The sequence below is a fragment of the Azoarcus sp. DD4 genome, from assembly GCF_006496635.1.
GTDB lineage: Bacteria > Pseudomonadota > Gammaproteobacteria > Burkholderiales > Rhodocyclaceae > Azoarcus.
The window spans coordinates 4,932,538-4,959,326 of record NZ_CP022958.1; the positions used below are offsets into that span (position 1 = coordinate 4,932,538).

A 26,789-nucleotide genomic window follows, 5' to 3' on the forward strand; every position below is an offset into this window, starting at 1 on the left:
CCGGCGGCCAAAACGAAGAACCCCCACGCTCCCCGCTACGCGGATCGCTGCCCCCCAGGGGGGCGCTTTTGGCCTTGGGACGGCCCGGCGGCCGAAACGAAGCACCCCCACGCTCCCCGCTACGCGGATCGCTGCCCCCCAGGGGGGCGCTTTTGGCCTTGGGACGGCCCGGCGGCCGAAACGAAGCACCCCCACGCTCCCCGCTACGCGGATCGCTGCCCCCCAGGGGGGCGCTTTTGGCCTTGGGACGGCCCGGCGGCCAAAAAGGTCATCAGCGACAGCGACAGGAACAGGCTCATGCCGGTCGCCAGCCCGAGCACGCTGCCCCACATCGCCGGTGCGATCAACCCGGCGGTCACCGCATTCAGTCCGACCTGCACGAAGCTCTGGCAGCTCGACACCATGCCCCGCCGCTCGGGGAAGTGGTTTAGCGCCAGCAGCGAGAAGGCCGGCATCGCCAACGCCATGCCGAAGGTGAACAGCGGCAGCGGTACCACCGACCACGGCAAACCGGCCGGCAGCAGCACAGCGCACAGCACGTTGGCAGCCGCGGCGGCCAGCATGATGGCAAAGCCCACCGCGATGCAGCGGCGCGGCGACCAGCGCCCCGCCATCCTGCCCGACAGCACCGAGCCCAGCATCATGCCGCCCACCGTCGGGATGAAGAGCCAGCCGAACTCGCCGTAACCCAGCCCGAGGTGGGTCATCACGAACACCGGCGCCGACAGCACGTAGATGAAGAAGGCGTTGAAGTTGAGCGCCCCGGCCCCGGCAATCAACAGGAAGGCGGGGTGCGTCAGCACCTTGCCGTAGGCCCGGGCGAGTCCGACCGGATGCAGCGGCTGGCGTGCCTCGCGCGGCAAGGTTTCGGGCAAGTAACGCCAGCACATCCAGGTCAGCGCCGCGCCGAACAGCGCCAGGAAGAAGAAGATCGAGCGCCAGCCGGCGAGCGCCAGCAGCCCCCCGCCCACGATGGGCGCCAGTGCCGGCGCCACCGCGAAGATGGTCATGACCCGCGACATCAAGCGCTGGGCGTGGGCGCCATCATAGACGTCGCGCACCACGGCCCGCCCCACCACCATGCCGGCACCGCCGCACAGGCCCTGCAGCGCACGCCCCAGCCACAGCCACTCGATCGACTGCGCCAGCGCACACAGCACCGAGGCCACGGAGAAGATGACCGTCGACGCGATCAGTACCGCACGGCGGCCGAAGCGGTCGGACAGTGCGCCGTGCCACAGCACCATGACGGCAAAGGTGCTCATGTAGGCGGTCAGCGTCTGCTGCACCTCGATCTGGGTGGCGCCGAGCGCCGCCGCCATGGCAGGAAAGGCCGGCAGGTAGGCGTCGATCGCGAACGGGCCGATCGCGGCCAGGGCGGCGAGGATAATCGCCAGCCAGGGAGAAGTCGAAGGCATTGTTGTTGTTGAGGGTCGGGTTCGTCGGGGCAAAGCGGCACGCCCCTGGCGCACCCGTCAGCCCGCGTCCAGGCTGCGACGGTACTGGATCGCTTCCGCGATGTGCACCACGCCGGGCCGCTCGGCTCCGGCCAGGTCGGCCAGCGTGCGCGCCACTCTGAGCACCCGATGATACGCCCGCGCCGAGAGATTCAGCCTGTCCATCGCCTGCGCGAGCAGGCGGGCACCCGCCTCGTCCGGCTGCGCCAGCGTGGCAACCCGGGCCGGGTCCAGCCGCGCATTGGGAACGCCCTGCCGCGCCAGCTGGATCGCCCGTGCGGCTTCGACCCGCGCCCGCACCACCGCGCTCGATTCGCCCGCCTCAGCGCCGAGCAGATCCGCATGCGGCAGCGCCGGCACCTCGACAGTGAGGTCGACGCGATCGAGCAGCGGGCCGGACAGACGGGCACGGTAGCGCGCCAACTGCTCCGGACTGCAGCGGCAGGCCTTGTGCGGGTGGCCGTGGTAGCCGCAGGGACAGGGATTCATCGCGGCAACGAGCTGGAAACGGGCAGGAAACTCCACCCGCCGCCGGGCGCGCGCCACCGTCACCGAACCGGTTTCCAGCGGTTCGCGCAGCGCCTCCAGCACGCGGCGTTCGAACTCCGGCAGCTCGTCGAGGAACAGCACGCCGTGGTGGGCCATCGAGATTTCACCGGGACGCGGATTGGCGCCGCCGCCGACCAGCGCCGCGGCGGATGCCGAATGGTGGGGTGCGCGGAACGGCCGCCGGCCCCAGCGACTGGCGTCGAAGCCACCCTCCAGCGAGTGGATGGCCGCGCTTTCCAGCGCCTCGGTTTCACTCATCGCCGGCAGCAGGCCGGGCAGGCGCTGCGCCAGCATCGACTTGCCGGTGCCGGGTGGCCCGAACATCAGCAGCGAGTGCCCACCCGCGGCCGCCACCTCCAGCGCCCGGCGCCAGCGCAGCCTCGTCGGCATTCGCCCGCGGCAGGACGAGCGCATGGCCGGCACGCGCCGCAGCCAGCGCTGCCGCCAGCACGCCGCGCACCGCGCGCAGCCCGCCGTTGAGCGAGAGTTCGCCGCAGAATTCGCAGCCGGCGAGATCGGCGGCATCGATCTGGCCGGACGCGGCGAGGATGCCGATGGCGATCGGCAGGTCGAAGCGGCCGCCCTCCTTGGGCAGATCCGCCGGCGCGAGATTGACGGTGATACGGCGCTGCGGGAATTCGAACTGGGAGGTGACGATGGCGGCGCGCACGCGGTCACGCGCCTCGCGCACCTCGGTATCGGGCAGGCCGACCAGATTGAAGGCCGGCAGGCCGTTGGCCAGATGAACCTCGACCGTCACCTCGGGCGCGTTCAGTCCATCGAGCGCACGGGCGCGAACCAAGGCGAGCGACATGGGATCTCCGGGCCGGAAAGCCGGCGAGTGTAACGGAGATCCTGAATATGCCAAAAAGATATTGCAGCTGGCGGGCCGAAGCCCGTAGCATCAGGCCTCGTCGCGCTTGCCGCGGTCGGCTTCGAGTGCGGCGACGCGTGCTTCGAGCTCGACGAGACGCTGTCGGGCCTGGGCGAGGATCTCGCGCTGCACCTCGAATTCCTCCCGCGTCACCAGGTCGAGGCGGCTGAAGGCACTGCCCAGCACGGCGCGTATGTTCTTTTCGATATCGCGCGCCGGACTGTTGGCGGCGAGTTCGGAGAGTTTCGCCCCGATTTCATCGAGGAAGCGTGGAGTCGTCATGGCCGCAATTGCTTTTGGATGCAGGGAATGGCGGGAATTTTACCATGCGGGCCGGGCGCAGCCGCCCAGCTTGGTGCAGTGGCTTCCTTTGGTGCTTACCCGACAAAAAAATGCACCAATTTAGTGCCTGAAAATGGTGCATGCCATTCATCTGCCTGGAAAATCACCGCGGCAACCCCGGAACGGTGACGCGCCCTCCCCGCACGCCCAGCAACCGTGCGGCTTTCGGGAAGCTGGCACGGACCATGCATTGGATGCGCTGCCAAAACACCATGCGTACCAGGAGATATCTATGCGCAAGAGCATCCTCGCTACCGCCCTCGTCGCCGTGCTGCCGTTCGTGGGTTCCGCCCACGCGGAGGAGACCAGCCCGATCGTGGCCAACGTCGGCCTCGTGTCCGACTATGCCTACCGCGGCATCAGCCAGACCGACGAAAAGCCTGCCCTCCAGGGCGGCTTCGACTATGCACACGACAGCGGCCTCTATGTCGGCGTGTGGGGCTCGAACGTCTCCTGGCTGAGCGACCTCGAGCGCGGCACCGATGAAAACTCGGGCAACAGCCTGGAACTGGACGTCTACGCCGGTTACAAGCACAGCTTCGGCGACTTCGGCATCGACGTGGGCCTGCTCCAGTACGTCTACCCGGGCGAATTCGATTCCGGCTGGCGCTCGACCATCGGCCTGAAGAACCCGAACACGCTCGAGGGCTATGTCGGCTTCTCCTGGAAATTCCTGTCCTTCAAGTACTCCCACGCCTTCACCAACCTGTTCGGCGCGGACGATTCCAAAGGCAGCCAGTACTTCGACCTGACCGCCGCCTACGAGGTGGTCGACAACCTGACCCTGTCCGCCCACTACGGACACCAGGCCATCACCGGCCCGGCCAAGTCCTACAGCGACTGGAAGGTCGGCGCCACCTACAACCTCAGCGGCGTTGCCATCGGCCTGCACTACGTCGATACCGACATGAAAGACAAGAGCGACTATGACGCCGACGCACGCTACATCCTGTCCGTCAGCAAGTCGTTCTGATTGCGATCGCCGGTAACGGAGCACTCCAGGCTCCGGCCGAGTAAATGGAGAACCTCATGAAGTTCATCACAGCCATCATCAAGCCCTTCAAGCTCGACGAGGTGCGGGAAGCCCTTTCCGCGATCGGCGTGCAGGGCATCACCGTCACCGAGGTCAAGGGCTTCGGTCGCCAGAAGGGCCACACCGAGCTCTATCGCGGCGCCGAATACGTCGTCGACTTCCTGCCCAAGGTGAAGATCGAAGCGGCCATCCGCGACGATCTGCTCGACCAGGCCATCGAGGCCATCGAGAAATCCGCCTCCACCGGCAAGATCGGTGACGGCAAGATCTTCGTTTTCGATCTGGAGCAGGCGATCCGCATCCGCACCGGCGAAACCGGGGCCGACGCGCTGTAAGGGAGAATTCAGAAAATGAAAAAACTATTTGCGATTCTGCTGACGGCGCTGACCGTCGGCTTTGCGGGCGGCGTTATCGCCCAGGAAAACACGGCGGCGCCGACTGCGCCCGCCGCTGTGGAAGCGCCGGCGGCTGCTGAAGCCGCTCCGGCCGCTGCCGAAGCCCCGGCCGCCGCGGCCGAGGAAGTCGTCGCCACGGTCAACAAGGGCGACGTCGCCTGGATCATGACCGCCACCCTGCTCGTCCTGTTCATGGCCCTGCCCGGCCTGGCACTGTTCTACGGCGGCCTGGTGCGCTCGAAGAACATGCTGTCGGTGCTGATGCAGGTGATGGTGGTGTTCTCGCTGATCGCCGTGCTGTGGGCCTTCTACGGCTACAGCCTGGCCTTCACCGAGGCCAGCCCCTTCATCGGCTCGCTCGACAAGCTGTTCCTGTCCGGGGTCAGCAACACCACCCTCGCAGACACCTTCAGCGCCGACGCGAAGCTGCCCGAGTACGCCTTCATCGCCTTCCAGGCCACCTTCGCCGGCATCACCTGCGCGCTGATCGTCGGCTCCTTCGCCGAACGCATCAAGTTCTCGGCGGTGCTGCTGTTCTCGGTGATCTGGTTCACCTTCTGCTACCTGCCGATCTGCCACATGGTGTGGGGCCCGGGCGGCTTCCTGCTGGGTGACGGCGCGCTCGACTTCGCCGGCGGTACCGTGGTGCACATCAACGCCGGCGTGGCTGGCCTGGTGGGCTCCTACATGGTCGGCAAGCGCATCGGCTTCGGTCGCGAATCCATGACCCCGCATTCGCTGACGCTGACCATGGTCGGCGCCTCGATGCTGTGGGTGGGCTGGTTCGGCTTCAACGCCGGTTCCAACCTGGAAGCCACCGCGGGTGCCGCGCTCGCCTTCATCAACACCCTGGTCGCCACTGCCGCCGCCGTGCTGGCCTGGTCGCTGGGCGAAGCGATGTTCAAGGGCAAGCCCTCGATGCTGGGTGCGGCTTCCGGCGCGGTTGCCGGTCTGGTCGCGATCACCCCGGCCTGCGGTACCGTCGGCCCGATGGGCGCCATCATCATCGGCCTGCTCGCCGGCTTCATCTGCCTGTGGGGTGTCAATGGCCTCAAGCGCATGCTCGGCGCGGACGACTCGCTCGACGTGTTCGGCGTGCATGGCCTCGGCGGCATCCTGGGTGCGATCCTGACCGGTGTCTTCACCGCCCCGTCGCTCGGCGGCACCGGTGCCGAGACCTTCTCGATCGCCAGCCAGGTGTGGATCCAGACCTACTCGGTGATCATCACCATCGTCTGGTCCGCCGTCGTCGCCTTCATCGCCTACAAGATCGCCGACATGTTCGTCGGTCTGCGGGTGCCGGAAGAAGAGGAACGCGAAGGCCTGGACATCACCGCCCACGGCGAAACCGCGTACCACCACTAAGCCTTGCCAAGCCGGGACCGACCTCTCCTCCGGTCCCGCAAGATCGGGCGCCCTTCGGGGCGCCCTTTTTTGTTTACGGACGGGCAACAGCAATGAAAACGGGGCGCCGCGGCGCCCCGTTCGTGTTGCGACGGAAACCGCCTCAGCGGAACACGATGGTCTTGTTACCGTGCACCAGCACGCGGTCTTCCAGGTGGTAGCGCAGGCCGCGCGCCAGCACCGTCTTCTCGATGTCCTTACCGTAGCGGACCATGTCCTCGACCGAATCGGAATGGTCGATGCGGATCACGTCCTGCTCGATGATCGGCCCCTGGTCGAGATCGGCGGTGACGTAGTGGCAGGTCGCGCCGATCAGCTTCACGCCCTTCGCGTAGGCTTGGTGGTAGGGCCTGGCACCGACGAAGCTGGGCAGGAAGCTGTGATGGATGTTGATGATCTGGCCCGGGTAGGCAGCACACAGCTCGGGCGACAGGATCTGCATGTAGCGCGCCAGCACCATGGTATCGCCGCGCACTTCCTCGAAGATGCGCTGCACTTCGGCGTAGGCGGATGCCTTGTTGTCAGCGCCGACCGGCACATGATGGAAGGGGATGCCGTGCCACTCGACGAAGCCGCGGAAGGTGTCGTGGTTGGAGATCACGCACGGGATCTCGATGTCCAGCTCCTTCGACTGCCAGCGCGCGAGCAGGTCGTACAGGCAATGCTCCTGCTTGCTCACCAGCAGCACGACACGGCGCTTGACCGCCGAATCGTTGATCTGCCAGTCCATTTCCAGCTCTTCGGCGATCGGCCGGAAGCGCTCGCGGAACTCGGCGAGGTGAAAAGGCAGCGAGTCGGCGCGGATCTCGATGCGCATGAAATAGCGACCGACCGCTTCACCCTCGGCGGGCGGCTCGGCATGCAGCGAGGTCTCGAGGATCCAGCCGCGGTGCTCGGCAATGAAACCCGACACGCGCGCGACGATGCCGACGCGGTCAGGACAGGAGGCGGAGAGCGTGTAGAAACGTTCGCGGTGCATGGCTGGATACTGCCGGAGTTCGTTGGAGAGGCTGAGCCCCCTAGGGGGGCGGCGAGTGCAGCGAGCAGGGGCCGTACACTCGCCGAAGGGCTTTTGCCAAGGTCACTCGACCTTGGCAAAAGCCTTGTCGATCTCGGCGCGCAGCGCGGCGTAGTCGCGCACCACCGGGTATTGGGGGAATTCGCGGATCACGTTTTCCGGCGGATGGAACAGGATGCCGCCGTGGGCTTCGCCCAGCATGGCGGTGTCGTTGTAGGAATCGCCGGCGGCGACCACCTTGAAGTTGAGTTCCTTGAAGCGCTTGACCGCCTCGCGCTTCTGGTCAGGCATGCGCAGGTGGTAGTTCACCAGGATGCCTTCGTCGTTGGCTTCGAGGCTGTGGCAGAACAGGGTCGGCAGCCCCAGCTGCACCATCAGCGGCTTGGCGAACTCGTAGAAGGTGTCGGACAGGATGACCACCTGGTAGGTGTTGCGCAGGTCGTCGAGGAACTCGCGCGCGCCGGCCATCGGACCCATGCTGGCGATCACGTCCTGGATGTCGGGCAGGCCGAGCTTCTTCGCCGCCAGGATGTCGAGCCGGTACTTCATCAGCGTGTCGTAGTTCGGCTCGTCGCGCGTGGTGCGGCGCAGTTCGGGAATGCCGGTGCGCTCGGCGAATTCGATCCAGATTTCGGGAACCAGCACACCTTCGAGGTCGAGACAGACGATACGCACGGGCACTCCTGTGAGCGAGAAAACGGCAAAGGCGGGATTTTAGCAGCCACGGCCACGATTTGAGGCCGGCCGTGGCGGAGTTCTCGACAGCGCGCGCGCAAAACTGGGCGAGGCGGCGTCCAGCAACCATACTTCGCAGAAAAACGCCCGCTTCCATGATCAAGCTCATCCCCATCGAGCAGCTGCAGCCCGGCATGTTCATCCATGACCTCAACTGCGGCTGGATAGAACACAACTTCGTGCGCAACCGTTTCGCCGTGCAGGATACGGCGACGGTGGCGCGGGTGCGCGACATCGGTGTGCACGAGGTCTACATCGACACCGAACGCGGCCTGGACCTTGCCGACGCTCCGACGCGCGAGGAAGCCGAGCTGGCGGTCGACGAGAAGATCGAGGCGATCGCCACGGCGCCGGCACCGGCCTTCTCGCCGGCCTCGCTGGCCGACGAAATGCAGCGCGCCCGCGGCCTGCACCGCGACGCCCATCGCATCGTGCGCAACATGATGGGCGACGTGAGGCTGGGCAAGCAGATCGAGATGGAGCAGGTCGAGCCGCTGGTGGAGCAGATCGTCAGCTCCATCTTCCGCCAGCAGGACGCGCTGCTGCCGCTGGCGCGGCTCAAGCACCACGACGAATACACCTTCCTGCACTCGGTGTCGGTGTGTGCGCTGATGACCGCGTTCGCGCGCGCACTAGAGCTGCCGCGCGAGATCATCCGCGAGATCGCCATCGGCGCGCTGCTGCACGACGTCGGCAAGGCCAAGGTACCCGACGCCATCCTCAACAAGCCGGCCAAGCTGACCGATGCCGAGTTCGAAAAGATGAAGAACCACGTGGTGCAGAGCAAGGTCATCCTGCTCTACACGCCGGGAGTGAGCGACATCGCCCTCGACGTCGCCGCCCAGCACCACGAGCGCTACGACGGCACCGGCTACCCCAACAAGCTCAAGGGCGACGAGATCAGCCTCTACGGCCAGATGGGCGCCATCGTCGATGTCTACGACGCCCTCACCTCCAACCGCGTCTATCACAAGGGCATGCCCCCCACCGAAGCCCTGCGCAAGCTGCTCGAGTGGAGCAAGTTCCACTTCAAGCCGGAACTGGTGCAGGCCTTCATCCGCAGCATCGGCATCTATCCCAGCGGCTCGCTGGTGCGGCTGGAGAGCGGACGGCTTGCGGTGGTTCAGGAGCAGCACGCCGACCACCTGCTGCAGCCGACGGTGAAGGTGATCCATCACACCAAGGGGCACTACCTGACGCCGGAGATCGTCGACCTGCGTCGTTCGCAGGACAGGATCGCCGGCTACGAGGACTTCGAGACCTGGAACATCGATCCGGCACGCTGGCTCGCCACCTGACCCGCCGGGCTGGCGCGAGCGCGTGCCAGGCCGCTCAGTCGGCCGGTATGCCCTCCAGTGTCTCGGAAAGCTCCAGCCAGCGCAGCTCCGCCTCCTCGATCCAGCCGGCGAGTTCTGCCTGACGCTTGAGCAGGGTCTGCAGCTGGGCGCTGTCGCCGCCGCTGTACAGTGCCGGATCGGCCAGGCGCGCGTCGAGCAGCTTCTTCTCGCCGTTCCAGCCGGCGAGCTTCTTGTCGATCTGGTCGAGTTCCTTCACCAGCGGCCGACGCGCCGCCAGCCGCGCCTGGCGGTCGGCCGCGGCCTGGGCGCGGTCGGCCTTGCGCGCCGCCTTGTCGGCGGCCTGGTCGGGGCACTGTGCCGCGGCGGCCGCTTCGGCGCGGCGCATGGCCAGCCAGTCGCGGTAGTCGTCGAGGTCGCCGTCGAAGGGCTGGACGCGTCCGTCGTCGACCAGCAGGAAGCGGTCGCAGGTGGCGCGCAGCAGCGCGCGGTCGTGCGACACCAGCACCATCGCGCCCTCGTAGTCCTGCAGCGCCAGGGTCAGCGCGTGGCGCATTTCGAGGTCGAGGTGGTTGGTCGGTTCGTCGAGCAGCAGCAGGTTGGGCTGCCGCCAGATCAGCAAGGCCAGCGCCAGGCGCGACTTCTCGCCGCCGGAAAAGGGCGCGCAGGGCGTGGTCGCCGGGGTCGAGGTGCCGCCGACGCCGTCGCCGCGGAAATCGAAGCCGCCGAGGTAGTCGCGCAGGTCCTGCTCGCGCGCGGCCGGGTCGAGCCGGGTCATGTGCTGCAGCGCGGATTCGTCCGGGCGCAGGGTTTCGAGCTGGTGCTGGGCGAAATAGCCGGTCGCCAGCCCCTTGCCTTCCAGCCGGCGGCCGGCGCTCAGGGCCAGTTGCCCGGACAGCAGCTTGATCAGCGTCGATTTGCCGGCGCCGTTGCGGCCGAGCAGGCCGACGCGCTCGCCCGGGCGCAGCGTCAGCACGATGCGGTCCAGCACCGTGCGCCCGCCGTAGCCGACCGCGCCGTCCTCGATCTGCAGCAGCGGATCGGGCGCCGCCGGGCAGTCGCGGAAGCTGAAGGAAAACGGCGTATCGACGTGCGCCGCGGCGATGCGCTCCATCCGCTCCAGCGCCTTGATCCGGCTCTGCGCCTGGCGCGCCTTGGTAGCCTTGGCGCGGAAGCGGCGGATGTAGTCTTCCATGTGCGCGATCTCGCGCTGCTGGCGCTCGAACATCGATTGCTGCTGGATCAGGCGCTCGCCACGCTGGCGCTCGAAATCCGAATAGCCGCCGGTGTAGAGCGTGAGCTTCTGCTGTTCGATGTGGGCGACGTGGGTGACGCAGGCATCGAGGAACTCGCGGTCGTGCGAGATCAGCAGCAGGGTGCCGCGGTAGTCGCGCAGCCAGGCCTCGAGCCAGATCACCGCGTCGAGGTCGAGGTGGTTGGTCGGCTCGTCGAGCAGCAGCAGGTCGGAACGGCACATCAGCGCCTGCGCCAGATTGAGCCGCATGCGCCAGCCGCCGGAGAAATCCGCCACCGGGCGTTCGATGTCGGCCGGCAGGAAACCGAGGCCGTCGAGCAGCGCCGCGGCGCGGGCGCGCGCCGCGTAGCCGCCGATCTCGTGCAGGCGGGCGTGGAGTTCGCCGATGTGGCTGCCGTCGTGCTCCGCCTCCGCCTTCGCCAGCGCGGCCTCGACCTGGCGCAGTTCGGCGTCGCCGTCGAGCACGTAGTCGATCGCCGGCTGCGGCAGGCCCGGGGTTTCCTGGGCAACGTGGGCGATCACCCAGCCCGGCGGCATGTCGAGATCGCCCTGGTCGGGATGGAGCTGGTCGCGCAGCATGGCGAACAGGCTGGATTTGCCGCTGCCGTTGGCACCGGTCAGGCCGACCTTCCAGCCGGGATGGATCTGCAGGCTGGCGCCTTCGATGAGTGTCCTGGCGCCGCGCGCCAGGCGTAGGTTGCGGAAACTGATCACGAACGGAAACCCGCGCTGGGGACTAAAGGCGTTATTCTACGCATCCCCGTCACGCGACCCCGATTTCGCATGTCCGCACGTCCTGCCGTCACGCTGCTCTGCCTGCTCTTCGCCCTCGCTGTCCCGTCAGTCCACGCCGCCGACAGCGCGGCGGCCAGCACAGGCATCACCGACGCCGAACGCAGCAGCCGCCTCAAGGACGAAGCCAAGGCGCTGCGCGACGAAGCCGAGGCCACCTTCCTCGCCACCGAACCCAAGTGCTACGCCCATGTCCTGGTCAACCGTTGCATCGACCAGGCCAAGCAGGAACGGTTGGCCACGATCAAGCGTGCCCGCGCGCTCGAAGCCGAAGCGCGCAAGCTCGATCTGGCCGAACGCCAGCGTGCCGCCGCCCAGACGGGACGCCGTACCACCGACGCCCCGCTGTCGCCGTCCGCCCCCTCGACCGACGACAAAGCGGTAGTGCAACCGACGCCGGAAGCGGAAGTCACCCGCGGCGAGCGTGCCAGCTCGCTCGAACGCGCCGAAGCCGAGGCGCGTGCCGCCCGTGCCGCGCGCGACGCCGAGCGCGCCGGCCAGCGCAGCGCCGCCGAGGCGGAAGCCGCCGCACGCGCGGAACAGGCCGCGCGTGACCGCGCCCGCTACGACGAGCGCCTGCGCGAATACGAGGAAAAGAAAGCGCGCGAGAGTTCCGGCCGCTAGGCTGCCGGCTGCGGCGGACGACGCGCCCAGGCAAGCGCGTCTTCCAGCCTGTCGTTGCCCCAGAACAGCTCGTCGCCGACGCGGAAGCTCGGTGCGCCGAACAGACCCAGTTCCGCCGCACGTTCGGTCTGCCTGCGCAGTGCGGCCTTGATATCCTCGCTCTGCGCCCGCGCCATGATGTCTTCTGCCGGCAAGCCCTGCGCCTGCAGGATCTGGCGTATCACCCCGGGCTCGCCGATCTCGCGGTCCTCGGCGAAATTGGCCTTCATCGCCGCGCGCGCGAACGCGGCCACCCAGGTCTCGGTCTCGCCCACCAGTGCGACCCGCGCCGCCAGCAGGCCGTTGCGCGGAAAGCGGCTCGGCATGCGGAAGGGCAAACGGTATTTGTCCGCCAGCCGCGCCAGATCGCGCCACATGTAGCGCCCCTTGGGCGGATAGATGTTGAAGGGCGAATCGTTCCAGCCGAGCGCGAGGAACACCGGACCGAGCAGGAAGGGCCGCCAGGCGACATCCACGCCCGCCTCGTCGGCCGCCTGCTCGATACGCATCACGGCCAGGTAGGAATAGGTACTGGCGAACTCGAACCAGAACTCGACGACCGGACGCTGCATGGGGGCTCCCGCGGTGGCTGACCTTGCCACTATAGAAGACCCGTGGGCGCGGTGCTGTCCGCCGTTTATAGCATCGCCAGGCGGCCACGCAGCTGTCGCGCCACCGCGCTGCAGCCGCGCGGATCGAACCAGCCCGCAAGCCGGCGCAGCAGGCTGCGCGGCGCACCCGCGGCAGCGGCCGGCGCCACCCGCTGCACGCTGAGGCTTGCGCCCTGCGCCGACGACATCACCACCGCCGTCGCCAGCGATAGCACGAAGGACTGGCCCGGACGGAGGACGATGTCGCGATCGTCGCCGTACTGGGTGAGCCAGACGCTGCCCGCGCGGCAGCGCACCTCCAGCCCGGCCGCGCGCGTCAGCACCACCGACGCACGCGCTGCCAGCTGGTATTCGATGATCCCGTTTTGCGCATCCATGACGATCTCCTTCAGGTCGCGGCCGGCAGGCGGTGGCGCCCATTGCCTCACCCCCTGCTGCCTTGAATGCAGTATCGTCATCGCCTAAGCTCGTCACAAACGGTCAATTCGCATCACATTCATGCGAGAAACGCATGCATAACCCGCTCCTCCAGCTGCCGCCGCTGGACCCGTTGCGCGGCTTCGTCGCCGCCGCCCGCCACCTGTCCTTCACCCGCGCCGCCGACGAACTCTGCCTCACCCAGTCGGCGATCAGCCGCCAGGTGCAGGCGCTGGAAACCGCCCTGGGCACGCCCTTGTTCGTACGCGGCGTGCGCAGCCTGGCGCTCACCGCCGCCGGCAGCCGGCTGGCCGCCGCCGCCGAGGGCTGGCTGGACGAATACGGCACGCTGGCGACGGCATTGCGCCAGCCGGGCACACGGCCGGTGACGGTCACCGCGTCGATCGGCATCTCGGCGCTGTGGCTGGTGCCGCGCCTGCGGGACTTCCAGGCCCGTCACCCCGACACCGAGGTGCGCATCGCCGCCGGCAACCGCGTGGTCGATCTCGCCCGCGAAGACATCGACCTCGCGCTACGCTACTGCGCCGATCGCGATGCGCCGGCCGGCTCCGTCAAGCTGTTCGGCGAAACCCTGTTCCCGGTCGCCCACCCCTCGGTCGCCACCGGCCTGACGCTGAACGCCGCCACCTTGCCTCAGCTCACCCTGCTCGACTACGACGAACCCGGCTTTCCCTGGATACGCTGGGATCACTGGCTGGCGGCCGCCGGGCTGGAATCGCTGCGGCCGCGTTCGCGCATCGGCTACAGCCATTACGACCAGCTCATCCACGCCGCAACCACCGGCCTGGGCGTTGCGCTCGGCCGCGCGGTGCTGGTCGATCCCATGCTCGAGGACGGTCGCCTGATGGCGGTCGGCAGCGAACGCTTCACCGTGGAAGGACGCGGCTTCTGGCTGGTGCCCGCGCCCCGCCCGCTGCGGCCGGAGGTGGCACGCTTCGCCGAATGGGTGAAGGAGGCCGCCGGCGCGGCGGCCGGTTAGGTGGGCCGGTTAGCGATCCAGATGCCGGCACCGACCAGCGCGAGCGCGATGAATACCGCCGGCGTCAGCGCCTCGCCCAGCAGCAGGCCGCCGGCCAGCACACCGAACACCGGCGTCAGGAAGGAGAACGACGACAGCCGCGTCGCCGGATAGTGGCGGATCAGCCAGAACCAGCTGACATAGCTGGCGGCAGCCACCACGACGGTCTGAAAGGCGAGGCTGGCCCATACGCCGGCGCTCGGCGCGAACACCCCCGCCTCGCCGAAGCCGAAGGACAGCAGCGGCAACACCACTGCCGACACCGCCAGTTGATAGAGCAGGGTCTTCTCCGCCGCCGCCGTGGCCAGTGCCGACGCTTTCACCGTGAGCGTGGTCGCAGCCCACAGCATCGCCGCCACCAGCATCATCAGATCGCCGATCCAGGCGCGCCCGGCCGGCTGCAGCAGGTTCTCGCCGAACAGCACGACGATGCCCGAGAACGCCAGCGCCATGCCCACCCACTGGGGGCGCCGCATGCGTTCGTGCGGCAGCAGCCACACCGCGCCGAGGGCGACGAAGAAGGGCGCGGTATAGAGGAAGATCACGCCGCGCGAAGCCGTGGTGTATTCGAGCGCCCAGAAGATCAGCGCGAATTCGACCGCGAACAGCACGCCGGCCGCCAGTCCGGGCCGCAGGCTGCGGTCGGCCGCGAACAGGCGGACGCCGCGCAGCCTCGCCCAGGCGAACACCAGCACGGTGGCGCCGATGGAACGCAAGCCGGCCTGGAGCACCGGCGAGATGCCGGCATTGGCGATCTTGATGGTGACCTGCTGCACGCCCCAGATCATGCACAGCAGGATCATCAGGCCGATGGCAAGGCGGTCGAGGTGCTGCTTGGGGGGCATCGGGGCGCGCTCCGTTTCTTGTGGTTCTGAGTGCGCAGTATATGCGCCCGACAAGCCCGCCCGCCCCGCCGGCCGGCGATCGTCAGCCCAGGGTCATCAGCGTGGCATTGCCGCCGGCGGCCGCCGTGTTGATGCTCACCACCCGCTCGGTGACCAGCCGGTGCAGCGGGTAGCGCCCGTCCGCCCCCGGCAGGATCACCGGCAGCAGCGCGCCCGGACGTTCGGCAAGCTGGGTGCGCAGGCGTTGGACACCGTCGGGGGTGCCCTCGTAGAGCGCGGCGGCCAGCGCCGGTTCGGCGGCATGGCCGCGCACGCCCAGCCAGCCCGGCAAGAACGCCGGCAGACAGGCGGCCACCTGGTAGGCAGGCGCACCCGCCTCGAACAGGGCGGCGTTGCCGGTCGCCAGCACCGCGGCCAGTTGCTCCAGCAACGCGGCCGCGGACGACGCCACGCACAACACCGCTCCGCGCGGGACGAAGCGCAACGTATTGCGCTCGCCGGTCGGCCCCGGCAGGGTCAGCAGGCTGCCGTTCAGGCTGTTGGCGCCGTAGTAGGCGCAGGCGCGCACCAGCGCGTGTTCGCCTTCGGCCTGCGCCCAGCGCGCCAGCACGCCGAGTGCGCCACCGTCGGCCGCCGGCTCTGGCGGAGTCGCGCCCAGCGCGACCGGCGACAGCGTGCCGCTGCCCAGCAGGCGATGCAGGTAGAGCGGCCCGCCGGCCTTCGGTCCCGTGCCGGACAGGCCTTCGCCACCGAAAGGCTGGACGCCGACCACCGCGCCTATCATGTTGCGATTGACGTAGAGGTTGCCGACGTGGAGACCCGCGACCACGCGGTCCACGGTCTCGTCGATGCGGCCGTGCAGGCCGCCGGTCAGGCCGTAGCCGGTGGCGTTGATCGCGGCGATCAGCCCTTCCAGCTCGACAGCCTCGAAGCGCAACACATGCAGGACGGGACCGAACACCTCGCGCGGCACGTCGGTGAGCGCATCGATCTCGATCAGGGTCGGCGCCACGTAGCTTCCGCCAGCGCAAGCCGCGGGCAGCGGCAGCCGGAAGACGTGGCGCCCGGCCGCCTGCATCCGCGCCACATGAGCTTCGAGCTCCGCAGCGGCAGCGGCGTCGATCACCGGACCGACGTCGGTATCCAGCCGCGCCGGGTCGCCGATGCGCAGTTCCTGCATCGCCTCGACCAGCATCGCCTGCAGGCGGTCGGCGACCTCGCGTTGCAGGCACAGCACCCGCAAGGCCGAGCAGCGCTGGCCGGCGCTGTCGAAGGCGGACACCAGCACGTCCTGCACCACCTGCTCGGGCAGCGCGGACGAATCGACGATCATCGCGTTCTGACCGCCGGTCTCGGCGATCAGGCAGGGTTCCGGCGCTGTCGCCGGCCGCCGCGCGAGGCTGCGGTTGAGCTGGCGGGCCACCTCGGTGGAACCGGTAAACAGCACGCCGCCGACACGCTCGTCCGCCACCAGCGCAGCGCCCACGCTGGCGCCGCGACCGGGCAGCAGCTGCAGCGCGGCGCGCGGCACGCCGGCCTCGTGCAGCAGGCGGACCGCCAGGGCCGCGGTGAGCGGCGTCTGCATCGCCGGTTTGGCCAGTACCGGCCGGCCGGCGGCCAGGGCTGCCGCAACCTGGCCGACGAAGATGGCCAGCGGGAAATTCCACGGGCTGATGCAGGCCAGCGGCCCCGGCGCGGCCCCCGCCGGTGGCGTCAGGCTGCGCGACTGGGCGGCGTAATAGCGGCAGAAATCGACCGCCTCGCGCAGCTCGGCAACGGCGTTGCCCCAGGTCTTGCCGGCCTCGCGCACGCACAGGCTGACGAAGTCGATGCGATGTGCTTCGAACAGTTCGGCGGCGCGCTCCAGGCAGGTCGCCCGCAGGACGGCCGGCGCCGCGGACCATGCCGGAGCGTACTCCACCGCCGCCGCGATCGCGCCGGCCACCTCCTCGGCGCCGGCTTCGACCACGCTGCCGACGACCTCCGTGCTGTCGGCCGGATTCGTCACCGGCCGCGCGCGCTGGCGGCACGCCGCTTCATCGGGCCCGGCGGCGGCGAGCAGCGGGCTGGCCCACCAGTGGCGCTCGGCCAGTGCGCCGAGACCGGTTTCCAGCGTGGCGAGCACGGCATCGCTCGCCAGGTCCAGGCCCGCCGAGTTGATCCGCGCGGCGCCGTACAGCGCCGCCGGCAGCGGTATCGCCGGATGCGGCCCGCCGCCCTCGGCGGCAACCACGGCCAGCGGATCGGCAACCAGCGCATCGACCGGCACCCGCTCGTCGACGATGCGATTGACGAAGGACGTGTTGGCACCGTTCTCCAGCAGCCGCCGTACCAGGTAGGGCAGCAGGGTCTGGTGACTGCCGACCGGCGCGTAGATGCGGCACAGGCGGCCGAGCTGCGCCGGGCCGACCACGCTGTCGTACAGGCTTTCGCCCATGCCGTGCAGGCACTGGAACTCGTACTCGCGGCCGAGCCCGCCGGCGCCCGCCGCCAGCGCCATCTCGTACACCGCCGCCAGGGTGTGGGCATTGTGGGTGGCGAACTGCGGATAGACCGCCTCGGTTGCCGCCAGCAGGCGGCAGGCGCAGACCAGGTAGGCGAGGTCCGTATGCGGCTTGCGCGTATAGACCGGATAGCCGGCCAGCCCATCGATCTGGGCGCGCTTGATCTCGCTGTCCCAGTAGGCGCCCTTCACCAGCCGTATCATCAGCCGGCGGTCGCTGCGGCGGGCCAGATCGACCAGATAGTCGATCACGCCGGGCGCCCGCTTCTGGTAGGCCTGGACCACGAAACCCAGCCCGTTCCAGCCCGCCAGCGCCGGATCGGCGACAAGCCGCTCGAACAGTTCGAGCGAGAGTTCCAGCCGGTCCGATTCCTCGGCATCGATGTTCACGCCGATGTCGTAGCCGCGCGCCAGGCCCATCAGCGCGGTCAGCTGCGGCAGCAGTTCGGCCAGCACCCGCCGGCGCTGGGCGCGACAGTAGCGCGGGTGCAGCGCCGACAGCTTGATCGAGATGCCCGGCCCGGCATAGGGGCCGCGCCCCGCGCTGGCCGCGCCGATAGCGTGGATCGCATCCTCGTAGGCACGGGTGTAGCGCTCGGCGTCGGAAGCCGTGAGCGCCGCCTCGCCCAGCATGTCGAAGGAATGGGCATAGCCGCGCAGCTCGTTGTCGCGGCTGCGGCGCAAGGCCGCGTCTATGGTTTCGCCCATGACGAACTGCTGGCCGAGCAGGCGCATCGCGAAGTCGACGCCGCGTCTCACCACCGGTTCGCCGCCGCGCGCAAGCAGGCGGCTGAGCGCCCCGCCGAGCGCGCGCTCGCTGCGGGTAGCGACCAGCCTGCCGGTGATCAGCAAGCCCCAGGTGGCGGCATTGACGAAGAGCGAACCGCTGTGGCCCAGGTGCGGGCGCCAGTCGCCCTTGCCGATCTTGTCGCGGATCAGGCGGTCGGCGGTGGCGCGGTCGGGAATGCGCAGCAGGGCCTCGGCCAGGCACATCAGCGCCACGCCTTCCTGGCTGGACAGCGAGAACTCGTGCATCAGCTGGTCGACGCCGCTGGCGCCGTGGCGGCGGCGGCGCACGTCGGCCACCAGCGCGCGGGCACGCGCATCGACCGCGGCCGGATCGAGCTGCAAGGCCACGCGCCGCTGCTCCAGCTCGGCCGCCAGCGCGGCCACGCAGCTCGCTTCGTCACGCCTGCAGGCGGCGGTGATCGCGGCACGCAGGCCGTCGAGGGACTCCGGGATATCCGCAGCGAACTTCATGAGCGCGCCTCCTCGATCCGATCCGGACGGCATGTCCGCATCTTCCCACCATGCGCCGGCAACGGGAAGACGGCGCGAGGGCTCAGGGGCGGGCCGCCGCCTGCGCCGGCAGCGCCGCCGGTGCGCAGGCGCGCAGCTCGAACTGACGCGCCCAGGCGTCGATCTCGCCGAACAGCTGCTCGCGCTGGCCGGGTGTGGCGCTGTTGAGCAGGCCCGCCAGCAGGGCCACCGTCTGGCTGCGGTTGTGCGCGACCCGGGCACGATAGTCGGCCGGCCACCCGGCATCGGGGCTGACCAGCAAGGGACGCAAGCGGGCCTCGAAGACGGCGGGCTGGCGGCGCTGGCCGAGCGTGGCCAGCAGGTTCGCCTGCCAGCGCTCGCGCTGCGCCAGCCACTGTGCGGTCGACAGCGTCAACGCATCGCTCCACTGCTCGATCAAACGGCGCTGATCCGGCTGCAGGCGACCCAGCCAGGGCCGCAGGCGCTTTTCCATGCGTTCGACCTGGCGCTCGCGCAGCTCGGCCGGGCTGCCGTCGAGGAAGTCCTCGCGCGCGTCGCGGTTGCGGCGCCGGAAGGCGGCGGCGAGTTCGGCCGTCTGTTCGTCGCTGAGCGACTCGAGCAAGGCGCGGGCGTCGGGAGTGATGGCCACCATCAGCTCGCGCCACAGGCTTTCTGCGCGGGTGAGATGGGCATCGAGTTCGGCCGCTTCGATGCGGCCGCGCCGCAAGTCGGCCTCGACCCGCCGCAGCAGTTCGGCATAGGGACCGAGCTGCTGGCGGCAGTGCCAGGCCAGGCGGTCGGCGAGGCGGGCATCGAGCAGATTGCGCTGGTCGCGGTCGAGCGTGACGTAGTCGCTCAGGTACCAGGGCAGCAGCCAGTCGAGATGGGAATAGGCAAAGCGCATGCCGCAAGCGGCCAGCACTGCCGCCAGCACGCAAGGCAGCAGCCAGCGCAGGCGGAGCGAGGGGCGGAAAAAAGGCGGGACGCGCATGGCCGGTGAGAGCGCCGCCCCGCGCCTAAAGTTTCAGCCCGGCAAGGTCCGGGCGCTGCCGCCGCGGGCCGTGCTCCCGCCCTTACCGCAGCGCGGTGCAGGCGCGCCGGCGGGCGGTTCAGTCCACCACGTCCATCTTGACGCCGGAAGGCAGCTGCAGACGGGCGCGCAGTTCGCGCGTGACCTCGATACGACCGTCCGCCGCCACCCGCAGCGCATGGTCGATGCCGAAGCGGCGGGTCTGCTCGCGCCAGCCGTCGCCGGCGATATAGGCGGGCTTGCTGGCGGCGTCCGACAATGTGCCAGCGTCGGCACGCGGGGTGATCAGCACGGTGAGCGACTGGGTGCCGTGCGCCGGCTGGCCGGTGCGCGGATCGAGCAGGTGGGCGTAGCGCTCGCCGTCGAGTTCGAAATAGCGTTGGTAGTCGCCCGAGGTGCCGATGGCCTCGCCGTCGTAGAGCGGCAGCGACGCCAGCGGGCCGGCTTCACGCGGGTGCTGGATGCCGACACGCCAGGGCTGGTCGCCCTTCTTGCCGAGCGCCATGACGTTGCCGCCGATGTTGATCAACGCATTGGCCACACCCTGCTGACGCAGGATGGTCGCCGCCCGGTCGAGCGCGTAGCCCTTGGCATAGCCGCCGAGGTCGAGCTGCACCGCCGGGTTGCGGCTGGCCACCCGCTTGCCGTCGATGACGAGATCGCTCATGCGCGGCGCGGCGGCAAGCAGCGCGGCGACCCTGGCCGGATCGGGCCGCTGCGGCACGAAGGTATCGGTGTGAAATCCCCACAGCTCGATCAGGCCGCCGAGCGCCGGGTCGAAAAGCTGGTCGCCGATCGCGGCGATGCGCTGGGCGTCGCGCAGCATCGCGGCCAGCTCGTCCGACACGGTGACGGTTTCGCCGCGCGCCAGCGCTGCGTTCAGCGTGGTCAGTTCGGACGGTTCCCAGGCGTGGTAGGCGCGGTGCAGTCGGTCGAACTCGCCCAGCACAGCCGCCATTGCGGTGTCGGCCTGGGCCGCGTCGTTGCCGTACACCGCAACGTCGACGCGGGTGCCGAAGACATAGGATTCCTTGTGCCGGACCTCGGCGCGCGAACACGCGGCCAGCGCCACGGCCAGGCACAGCAGCAGGCCGGCCGTGCGCAGCCGGGCGAACAGCGCGGCCATCAGTCGGCGCAGGCCTCTTCGAGCTTGGTCACCACCAGCGCGGCAACATCGAAGCCGGCCTGGGTGGCAATCTCGACCATGCAGGTGGGGCTGGTGACGTTGATCTCGGTGAGATGGCCGCCGATCACGTCCAGGCCGACGATGAGCAGGCCGCGCTGCCACAGGATGGGCGCCAGGTATTCGGCGATCTCGCGCTCGCGCGCGGTGATGGCCATGGCCACGCCGCGCCCGCCGGCCGCCAGATTGCCGCGCGTCTCGCCGGCCTTGGGGATGCGGGCGAGCGCGTAAGGCACGACCTCGCCGCCGACGATCAGTACCCGCTTGTCGCCGTCGACGATGGCCGGCAGATAGCGCTGCGCCATGATGGTGCGCGTACCCTCGTGGGTGAGCGTCTCGACGATGACGTTGCGGTTGGGGTCAGCGGCGCCGACACGGAAGATCTGGCTGCCGCCCATGCCGTCGAGCGGCTTGAGGATGACGTCGCCGAGCTCGTCGATGAAGGCGTGGATGTCGGCCGGGTCGCGCGCCACCAGCGAGGTCGGGGTGAATTGGGGGAATTCGGTGATGGCGAGCTTCTCGGAGTGGTCGCGGATCGCGCGCGGGTCGTTGAACACGCGTGCGCCGGCCGCGACCGCGGCCTCCAGCAGCCAGGTGGCGGTGACGTATTCGAAGTCGAAGGGCGGATCCTGGCGCATCAGCACCGCGTCGAAGGCGGTGAGCGGCAACCGCTGCGCCTCGCCCGCTGCGTACCACGGCTCGTCCGACGGCAGCGGCGTCACCGGCACGGCATGCGCGAACACCGCGCCGTCGCGCCACGCCAGCGCCTCGCGCTGGATGGTCCACACCTGGTGGCCGCGAGCGGCGGCGGCGCGCATCATCGCGATGCTGGAATCCTTGTAGGCCTTGAGCGCGTCGAGCGGATCGACGATGAAGGCGAGCTTGAGCTTCTGGGTCATGATCGTGGGCGCCGCTCAGACCGCGAGATCGTCGGTTTCGACCGGCTCGGTTTCCTCGATCTCCACCGAAGCCGCCAGCAGCGCCAGGCGCGCCACGACGCCGTAGGCGTAGAAGCGGTTGGGCGGCGCATCCGGCCCCTGGGCGGAATCGGGCAGCGTGCAGCAGGTCTCGAAGGCCAGCGGCTTGAACAGCATGCCCGGTGCGTTGAGGTTTTCGTCGCGGCCGCGCTCGGTGTGCACGCGGTAGAAGCCGCCCACCACGTAGTGGTCCATCATATAGACCACCGGCTCGGCGACAGCGCCATCCACCGTCTCGAAGGTATGCACGCCCTCCTGGATGATGACCTCGTGCACCTCCAGGCCCTCCTTCACCACCGCCATCTTGTTGCGCTGGCGGCGGTTGAGCCCGACCACCTCGGACGGATCCTTGACCGTCATCACGCCCATGCCGTAGGTGCCGGCATCGGCCTTGACCACCACGAAGGGCTCGTCGGTGATGCCGTATTCCTTGTACTTGGCGCGGATGCGGGTGAGCAGCATGTCCACCTGCGCCGCCAGGCATTCCTCGCCGGTGCGCTCCTGGAAATTGATCTGGCCGCAGACGCCGAATTCCGGGTTGATCCGCCACGGGTCGATGCCGATGGCCCCGGCGAACTCGCGCGCGACACGATCGTAGGCTGCGGCATGGCGCGACTTGCGGCGGAAGTGCCAGCCGGCGTGCAGCGGCGGGATCACCCATTGCTCGTCCAGGCCCTGCAGCGCAGCCGGCACGCCGGCGGAGAGGTCATTGTTGAGCAGCACCGCGCAGGGGTCGAAGCCGTCCAGGCCGATACGGCCGCCGCTGCGGCGCAGCGGTTCGAGCTTGAGGCGGGCGCCGTTGTCCAGCTCCAGCACGGTCGGCTCGGTGATGTCGGGCAACAGGCTGCCGATGCGCACGTTGAGCCCGGTGAGTTTGAGGATGCTCACCAGCTTGGCCACGTTCTGCAGGTAGAACTGGTTGCGGGTGTGGTTCTCGGGGATCAGCAGCAGCTTGCTGGCGTCGGGACAGATGCGCTCGATCGCCGCCTGCGCCGCCTGCACGCACAGCGGCATGAAGGCGTCGTTGAGGTTGTTGAAACCGCCGGGGAAAAGGTTGAGGTCGACCGGGGCCAGCTTGAAGCCGGAATTGCGCAGGTCGGTGGAACCGTAGAAGGGCGGCAGGTGATCCTGCCACTGGATGCGGAACCACTTCTCGATTTCGGTGGCGCGGTCGAGGAACTGCTTTTCCAGTTCCAGCAGCGGGCCGGTCAGCGCGGTGGTGAGGTGAGGGACCATGGGAGCGAGTCTCGGAATGGATCGCGGCGAGGGATACCGCGGCAGGAAATGGTTTGCGCCGAATGTTACACCAAAGCCTCAAGCCGCCTCCGGGCGGTTCCGGCTCAGGGTTCGGCAGGCAGGAAGCGGGAAAATTCCGTCGGCAGCGGCGCCTGCTCCAGACTGCGCTGGGTGAACAGGAAACGGCCGTCGCAGACGAAGCCGAGATCGGCCCAGTCCACCGCGTTGAGCGCTGCGCGGAAGGCGTCCAGATCGACGTCCGCGCGACGCGGAAAGACCGCCAGCACCGACCCGTCGTAATCCGTGCACGGATGGATGAAGAAGGGCTGCGGGGCGCGCGTCTTGCCGTTTACATAGACCCGCGGCGCCGGGCTGCGGAAGTGCATCCGCCCCCAGTGCCACCAGTTGGTCTCATCGAAACGCGCCACCTTGCGCCCGATCAGGCGTGTCTTGTGGGCGAGCAAGGGCGGTGGCGGCGGATCGCCCGGCTCGACCCACAGCATGCGCCGGGTGCATCCGCTGCGCACGGTGGCGGAGCAGACGAAATCGCGCCCGCCCAGCGCCGGCTCCGCGTAGAGGTCGTCGGCGCCGGACACCGCGCCGACCTTGACGAAGGCCACATCCGCCAGACGCAGCGGATAGTCGCCGCGCACGAACATCAGGTGGCCGCCGCATTCGAGGAAGTGGCGCGTCTCCCAGCGCGGCGCCGCCAGCACCGCCGCGGCATCGTCCGCGGCACCCAGTTCGGCGTAACGCATGTGCCGCTCGCTGCGGCCCTTCTCGAAACGCCATATCAGGCAGTTGGGTACCGCGCCGTCGAACACGCGGGCATCGCCGAGCTCGATCGCATCGGTGATCGAACCGGCTTCGTAGAGCAGGCGGTTGAGCTTCACCGCCGAGGTCGCCTTGAGGAAGTCGCGCGGCGTGATGAAGATCAGCTCGCCGCCCGGCACCAGGTGCCGGATGCACTTCTCGACGAAGAACAGGTAGAGGTTGGAGCGCCCGTCGAGACAGGCCGCCTGGCCGCCGCCGAGCAGCTTGCGGGTCGCCGCCGGAATGTCCTGGAAGCGGACATAAGGCGGATTGCCAATCACGGTGTCGAAGCGTTCGCTGTCCGGATAGGCGAAGAAATCGAGATTGAGCGCACCCGCAGGGCAATGATCGGCATCGAGCTCGATCGCCACCGCGCCGGGCAGATGACGGTTGAAGGCGCCGTCGCCGCAGGACGGCTCCAGCACGCGCCCGTTCCTGCGCCGCAGTGCGAGCATCGCCTGGACCACCGCCGGCGGCGTGAACACCTGGCCGAGCGACACGACATCGCGCAATCCCAGCGCGAACTGGGGATTGGCGTCGGGCAGCGCCGGCGCGGACGCAAAGGGAACGGACATGGGGCGGGCTGGCAGGCGGGGGTGAAGCGGCAACGGCGCATTCTGGTCATCGCATCCGGCGCGGTCAAGGCGCGCAAGCTCCCGCCACGCTGCGACTCTTGCCATGCGGCAGCCATTGCCATTACTTCTGCATGCGAAAATATTTCAAATAATTCATCGATTATGACTTCGCTATAATGCCGGGCTTCACCGCCGACTCGCAGGCAACGCGAATGTCATCGCGCAGCAGGATCTGCCGCATCGTCACGCGTACCGCAATGCGGCGCGACCTTCGAACCACGCCCTTCCAGGAGAACACCGAGTGGCCATCGTGTGGACCAGCGACCTCGATACCGGAATCACCGTCATCGATCAGCAGCACCGGCGCATCGTCGATTACATCAACCAGATGGAAGGCGCGCAGGCCAAGCAGGATCGCACCATGGTCGGCAAGGTGCTCGACGAACTGGTCGACTACACGCTGTCGCACTTCGCCTTCGAGGAGAGCCTGCAGGAAGAGGCCGGCTATCGCTTCGTCAAGCCGCACAGGAAAGTGCACGAACTCTTCGTGCGCCGGGTGAACGAATACCGCGACCGCTTCAACGCCGGCGAGAACGTCGCCGAGGAAACCCACAAGCTGCTCAGCGCCTGGCTGATCAACCACATCAAGCGCGACGACGCCGACTACATCAGCTCGGTCAAGCCGCAGCTGGACGCCATCACCACCGACGACCGCAAGGAAGGCTGGGTCGCCCGCGCGCTCGGCCGCTTCTTCCGCTGAAGCGGGCGGCGTAGCGCCTGTTCTCGACCAGGATGCGCCCGACCAGCCGGTCGCGCAGGGTGCGCAGGGTGCGCAGGCCATGATCGACGCGGCAACGCGCATTCGGCATACTCGCGTGTCGTCGAACATGGCGCCCGGCGCCCTTACCCGCAGGAACACACCCCGTATGAATACTCCCGTCCGGATCGCCGTGGTCGCTGCCACGGTCGCCCTCGCCTACCCCGCGTCCGCCTGGTATCTCGGCCAGCGCGTCGAGACCGCGCTGAACGAGCAGTACGCCCAGCTTGCCGATCTGCCCTATCTGCGCGTGGTCGAGCGCAACTACGACCGCGGCGTGTTCGGCGCCACCGAAACGGTCACCGTCGAGTTCGCCGATCCGCGCCCTGCCACCGCCGAAGGCGAACAAGGCGCAGCGGCCCAACCCCTGCGGCTGACGGTACTCACCCGGATCAAGCACGGTCCGCTGCCCGGCTTTTCCACCCTGGCCGCGGCAGTGGCCGACAGTGAACTGGTGCTGGACGAGGCCGCGCGCAAGGAGATCGCCACCGTGCTGGGCGACCGCAAGCCGGTCGAGCTGCACACGGTGTATCGCTTCGACGGCGGCGGCACCGGCACGCTCACCAGCCCGGCCTTCGCCACGACCCTGCCTGCCAACGGCGACGGTTCGGCCAGCCGCGTGAGCTGGGACGGCGTCAAGCTCGACCTCGACTTCAGCGCCGGCCTGAAGCAGTACAGCCTGCAGGGCAACGCGCCCAAGCTCGAAATCGAGGACGACAGCATGCGCCTGGTGCTCGCCGGCCTGGCGCTGGAAGGCAAGCAGCAGCGGGTGTTCGACGACGACGCCCTGCTCTACGCCGGCACCCAGAAGCTGTCCGCCGCCGAGCTGAGCTTCCAGCCCAAGGCCGGCGCCGACGAAGCGTCGATGCCGGTGCTGCTGCAGCAGCTGGCCTACGACATCGAGGCCCCGGTGAACGGCGAATTCCTCGACATCGTCGCCCGCATCGGCGCGGCGGTGGTCAAGGTCGGCGACCAGGACTACGGCCCGGCCCACTACGACCTCTCGCTCAAGCACCTGCACGCCCGCACCACCGCCAAGCTCTACCGCGAACTGATGAAGGTCTCGGGCGACCCCACCCTGGCCTCCACCGGCGACGCTGCCGGTGCGGCGCTGAGCGCGCTGAGCGGGCCGGCAATGGAGCTGCTGTCGCACTCGCCGGAGATCAGCCTCGACCGCATCAGCTTCAACAGCCCGCACGGCGAAGCCCGCGTCGCCGCGCGCATCAAGCTGGCCGACATCAAGCCGGAGGACTACTCCAACGCCTTCGCCCTGATCGGCAAGGTCGACGCCAGCGGCGAAGCCGCGCTGCCGCTCGGCCTGCTCACCGCCTGGCAGGGCGACGGAGAGGTCGGGGCACGCAAGGCCGCGCGCTTCAACCAGCAGCTCGCCGGCCTCACCGCGCAGGGCTATGTCACCCAGGAAGCTGGCCTGGTGAAGTCCGCGCTGGTGTTCCGCCAGGGCCAGCTCACCATCAACGGCAAGCCCTTCAACCCGCTGGCGCTCGGCGAACTCGCCGGCGGCGGCGAGCATGAGCACGATCACGACATGACCGAAGAAGACGTGGAAATGCTGGACGAAATGGAAGCCGAATAAGGCTTTCCCGGCGGACGCCCCGCGTCCGCCAGCTCGCCCGCGTGCAAGGCGCGGGCGACGGCATGCCGGCCGGCAGC

Annotated in this window: 22 protein-coding genes and 1 pseudogene; 8 read left to right on the plus strand and 15 right to left on the minus strand. The window is 68.9% G+C overall.

Annotated elements, in window-relative coordinates; translation table 11 throughout:
* Positions 1-203: 203 nt before the first annotated feature.
* From CJ010_RS22825 to CJ010_RS22835, 3 genes and pseudogenes are all read right to left on the minus strand, one after another.
* Complete coding sequence (locus CJ010_RS22825; protein ID WP_141020188.1) at positions 204-1,418, minus strand: multidrug effflux MFS transporter; 1,215 nt, start codon at positions 1,416-1,418, stop codon at positions 204-206.
* Between the two features lie 57 nt (positions 1,419-1,475).
* Positions 1,476-2,820 (minus strand): annotated as a pseudogene (locus tag CJ010_RS22830) (YifB family Mg chelatase-like AAA ATPase).
* Positions 2,821-2,910: 90 nt separating this feature from the next.
* Positions 2,911-3,162 (minus strand): accessory factor UbiK family protein, encoded by a 252-nt coding sequence (locus CJ010_RS22835; RefSeq protein ID WP_141020189.1) that lies wholly within the window; start codon positions 3,160-3,162, stop codon positions 2,911-2,913.
* Between the two features lie 292 nt (positions 3,163-3,454).
* On the opposite strand from CJ010_RS22835, the gene CJ010_RS22840 reads away from it, so the two are divergent.
* Genes CJ010_RS22840 through CJ010_RS22850 form a run of 3 tightly spaced genes read left to right on the plus strand, consistent with a single transcriptional unit; the run spans position 3,455 to position 6,015 of the window.
* Positions 3,455-4,195, plus strand: coding sequence for a TorF family putative porin (locus tag CJ010_RS22840; RefSeq protein WP_141020190.1), 741 nt, complete (start codon positions 3,455-3,457; stop codon positions 4,193-4,195).
* A gap of 56 nt (positions 4,196-4,251) precedes the next feature.
* A complete protein-coding gene (glnK, locus tag CJ010_RS22845) occupies positions 4,252-4,590 on the plus strand; it encodes a P-II family nitrogen regulator (RefSeq protein WP_133592500.1) in 339 nt (112 codons plus the stop codon).
* A 15-nt stretch (positions 4,591-4,605) separates the two neighbouring features.
* The gene (locus CJ010_RS22850) at positions 4,606-6,015 is read left to right on the plus strand and encodes an ammonium transporter (protein ID WP_205754847.1); all 1,410 of its coding nucleotides are present in this window, start codon (positions 4,606-4,608) and stop codon (positions 6,013-6,015) included.
* Between the two features lie 142 nt (positions 6,016-6,157).
* Here CJ010_RS22850 and purU read toward each other — a convergent pair whose 3' ends face one another.
* A complete protein-coding gene (gene purU / locus CJ010_RS22855; protein WP_141020191.1) occupies positions 6,158-7,033 on the minus strand; it encodes a formyltetrahydrofolate deformylase in 876 nt (291 codons plus the stop codon).
* Between the two features lie 102 nt (positions 7,034-7,135).
* Complete coding sequence (gene thrH / locus CJ010_RS22860; RefSeq protein ID WP_141020192.1) at positions 7,136-7,747, minus strand: bifunctional phosphoserine phosphatase/homoserine phosphotransferase ThrH; 612 nt, start codon at positions 7,745-7,747, stop codon at positions 7,136-7,138.
* A gap of 155 nt (positions 7,748-7,902) precedes the next feature.
* On the opposite strand from thrH, the gene CJ010_RS22865 reads away from it, so the two are divergent.
* Complete coding sequence (locus CJ010_RS22865; protein ID WP_141020193.1) at positions 7,903-9,105, plus strand: HD-GYP domain-containing protein; 1,203 nt, start codon at positions 7,903-7,905, stop codon at positions 9,103-9,105.
* 34 nt (positions 9,106-9,139) lie between these two features.
* On the opposite strand, the gene CJ010_RS22870 is transcribed toward CJ010_RS22865, so the two are convergent.
* Positions 9,140-11,071 (minus strand): ATP-binding cassette domain-containing protein, encoded by a 1,932-nt coding sequence (locus CJ010_RS22870; protein WP_141020194.1) that lies wholly within the window; start codon positions 11,069-11,071, stop codon positions 9,140-9,142.
* A gap of 69 nt (positions 11,072-11,140) precedes the next feature.
* Here CJ010_RS22870 and CJ010_RS22875 point away from each other — a divergent pair, with 69 nt between their 5' ends.
* Positions 11,141-11,773 carry a hypothetical protein gene (locus CJ010_RS22875; protein WP_141020195.1) on the plus strand — a complete coding sequence of 211 codons (633 nt, stop codon included), beginning with the start codon at positions 11,141-11,143 and terminating at the stop codon, positions 11,771-11,773.
* On the opposite strand, the gene CJ010_RS22880 is transcribed toward CJ010_RS22875, so the two are convergent.
* Both CJ010_RS22880 and CJ010_RS22885 read right to left on the minus strand, forming a co-directional pair.
* Complete coding sequence (locus tag CJ010_RS22880) at positions 11,770-12,384, minus strand: 2-hydroxychromene-2-carboxylate isomerase (protein ID WP_141020196.1); 615 nt, start codon at positions 12,382-12,384, stop codon at positions 11,770-11,772. The two genes, CJ010_RS22875 and CJ010_RS22880, sit on opposite strands and share 4 nt — an antisense overlap.
* A 65-nt stretch (positions 12,385-12,449) precedes the next feature.
* Complete coding sequence (locus CJ010_RS22885; protein WP_168225009.1) at positions 12,450-12,800, minus strand: DUF2917 domain-containing protein; 351 nt, start codon at positions 12,798-12,800, stop codon at positions 12,450-12,452.
* 134 nt (positions 12,801-12,934) lie between these two features.
* Between CJ010_RS22885 and CJ010_RS22890 the strand changes: the two genes are divergently transcribed.
* Complete coding sequence (locus tag CJ010_RS22890; RefSeq protein WP_141020198.1) at positions 12,935-13,840, plus strand: LysR substrate-binding domain-containing protein; 906 nt, start codon at positions 12,935-12,937, stop codon at positions 13,838-13,840.
* Here the strand turns inward: CJ010_RS22890 and CJ010_RS22895 are convergent.
* The 7 genes from CJ010_RS22895 to CJ010_RS22925 all read right to left on the minus strand — a co-directional run bounded on the left by CJ010_RS22895 (position 13,837) and on the right by CJ010_RS22925 (position 24,301).
* Positions 13,837-14,724 (minus strand): DMT family transporter, encoded by an 888-nt coding sequence (locus tag CJ010_RS22895; RefSeq protein ID WP_141020199.1) that lies wholly within the window; start codon positions 14,722-14,724, stop codon positions 13,837-13,839. The genes CJ010_RS22890 and CJ010_RS22895 overlap by 4 nt on opposite strands.
* An 82-nt stretch (positions 14,725-14,806) precedes the next feature.
* Positions 14,807-18,487: a bifunctional proline dehydrogenase/L-glutamate gamma-semialdehyde dehydrogenase PutA gene (putA, locus tag CJ010_RS22900; RefSeq protein WP_141020200.1), complete on the minus strand. Its 3,681-nt coding sequence runs from the start codon at positions 18,485-18,487 to the stop codon at positions 14,807-14,809.
* A gap of 82 nt (positions 18,488-18,569) precedes the next feature.
* Positions 18,570-19,478: a DUF6279 family lipoprotein gene (locus CJ010_RS22905; RefSeq protein ID WP_240794447.1), complete on the minus strand. Its 909-nt coding sequence runs from the start codon at positions 19,476-19,478 to the stop codon at positions 18,570-18,572.
* A 118-nt stretch (positions 19,479-19,596) separates the two neighbouring features.
* Positions 19,597-20,643 carry an FAD:protein FMN transferase gene (locus CJ010_RS22910; protein WP_205754848.1) on the minus strand — a complete coding sequence of 349 codons (1,047 nt, stop codon included), beginning with the start codon at positions 20,641-20,643 and terminating at the stop codon, positions 19,597-19,599.
* Complete coding sequence (gene gshB / locus CJ010_RS22915) at positions 20,643-21,599, minus strand: glutathione synthase (RefSeq protein WP_141020201.1); 957 nt, start codon at positions 21,597-21,599, stop codon at positions 20,643-20,645. Before gshB ends, CJ010_RS22910 begins: the two co-directional genes overlap by 1 nt.
* 15 nt (positions 21,600-21,614) lie before the next feature.
* Complete coding sequence (gshA, locus tag CJ010_RS22920) at positions 21,615-22,913, minus strand: glutamate--cysteine ligase (RefSeq protein ID WP_141020202.1); 1,299 nt, start codon at positions 22,911-22,913, stop codon at positions 21,615-21,617.
* 104 nt (positions 22,914-23,017) lie between these two features.
* Complete coding sequence (locus CJ010_RS22925) at positions 23,018-24,301, minus strand: class I SAM-dependent methyltransferase (protein ID WP_141020203.1); 1,284 nt, start codon at positions 24,299-24,301, stop codon at positions 23,018-23,020.
* Between the two features lie 301 nt (positions 24,302-24,602).
* Here CJ010_RS22925 and CJ010_RS22930 point away from each other — a divergent pair, with 301 nt between their 5' ends.
* Entirely contained in the window at positions 24,603-25,061 is a 459-nt protein-coding gene (locus CJ010_RS22930) for a bacteriohemerythrin (RefSeq protein WP_141020204.1), read from the plus strand.
* A gap of 166 nt (positions 25,062-25,227) precedes the next feature.
* Positions 25,228-26,712: a YdgA family protein gene (locus CJ010_RS22935; RefSeq protein ID WP_168225010.1), complete on the plus strand. Its 1,485-nt coding sequence runs from the start codon at positions 25,228-25,230 to the stop codon at positions 26,710-26,712.
* Positions 26,713-26,789: the final 77 nt, after the last annotated feature.

Bases quoted from the DNA above. Each gene is read 5' to 3' on its own strand.
- CJ010_RS22910 (WP_205754848.1), bottom strand. From the start codon at position 20,643: ATGGCCGCGCTGTTCGCCCGGCTGCGCACGGCCGGCCTGCTGCTGTGC.
- CJ010_RS22880 (WP_141020196.1), bottom strand. From the start codon at position 12,384: ATGCAGCGTCCGGTCGTCGAGTTCTGGTTCGAGTTCGCCAGTACCTAT.
- CJ010_RS22875 (WP_141020195.1), top strand. From the start codon at position 11,141: ATGTCCGCACGTCCTGCCGTCACGCTGCTCTGCCTGCTCTTCGCCCTC.
- CJ010_RS22840 (WP_141020190.1), top strand. From the start codon at position 3,455: ATGCGCAAGAGCATCCTCGCTACCGCCCTCGTCGCCGTGCTGCCGTTC.
- CJ010_RS22895 (WP_141020199.1), bottom strand. From the start codon at position 14,724: ATGCCCCCCAAGCAGCACCTCGACCGCCTTGCCATCGGCCTGATGATC.
- CJ010_RS22905 (WP_240794447.1), bottom strand. From the start codon at position 19,478: ATGCGCGTCCCGCCTTTTTTCCGCCCCTCGCTCCGCCTGCGCTGGCTG.
- CJ010_RS22835 (WP_141020189.1), bottom strand. From the start codon at position 3,162: ATGACGACTCCACGCTTCCTCGATGAAATCGGGGCGAAACTCTCCGAA.
- CJ010_RS22935 (WP_168225010.1), top strand. From the start codon at position 25,228: ATGAATACTCCCGTCCGGATCGCCGTGGTCGCTGCCACGGTCGCCCTC.
- CJ010_RS22865 (WP_141020193.1), top strand. From the start codon at position 7,903: ATGATCAAGCTCATCCCCATCGAGCAGCTGCAGCCCGGCATGTTCATC.
- CJ010_RS22850 (WP_205754847.1), top strand. From the start codon at position 4,606: ATGAAAAAACTATTTGCGATTCTGCTGACGGCGCTGACCGTCGGCTTT.
- putA (WP_141020200.1), bottom strand. From the start codon at position 18,487: ATGAAGTTCGCTGCGGATATCCCGGAGTCCCTCGACGGCCTGCGTGCC.
- purU (WP_141020191.1), bottom strand. From the start codon at position 7,033: ATGCACCGCGAACGTTTCTACACGCTCTCCGCCTCCTGTCCTGACCGC.
- CJ010_RS22885 (WP_168225009.1), bottom strand. From the start codon at position 12,800: ATGGATGCGCAAAACGGGATCATCGAATACCAGCTGGCAGCGCGTGCG.
- gshA (WP_141020202.1), bottom strand. From the start codon at position 22,913: ATGGTCCCTCACCTCACCACCGCGCTGACCGGCCCGCTGCTGGAACTG.
- CJ010_RS22890 (WP_141020198.1), top strand. From the start codon at position 12,935: ATGCATAACCCGCTCCTCCAGCTGCCGCCGCTGGACCCGTTGCGCGGC.
- glnK (WP_133592500.1), top strand. From the start codon at position 4,252: ATGAAGTTCATCACAGCCATCATCAAGCCCTTCAAGCTCGACGAGGTG.
- CJ010_RS22925 (WP_141020203.1), bottom strand. From the start codon at position 24,301: ATGTCCGTTCCCTTTGCGTCCGCGCCGGCGCTGCCCGACGCCAATCCC.
- gshB (WP_141020201.1), bottom strand. From the start codon at position 21,599: ATGACCCAGAAGCTCAAGCTCGCCTTCATCGTCGATCCGCTCGACGCG.
- CJ010_RS22825 (WP_141020188.1), bottom strand. From the start codon at position 1,418: ATGCCTTCGACTTCTCCCTGGCTGGCGATTATCCTCGCCGCCCTGGCC.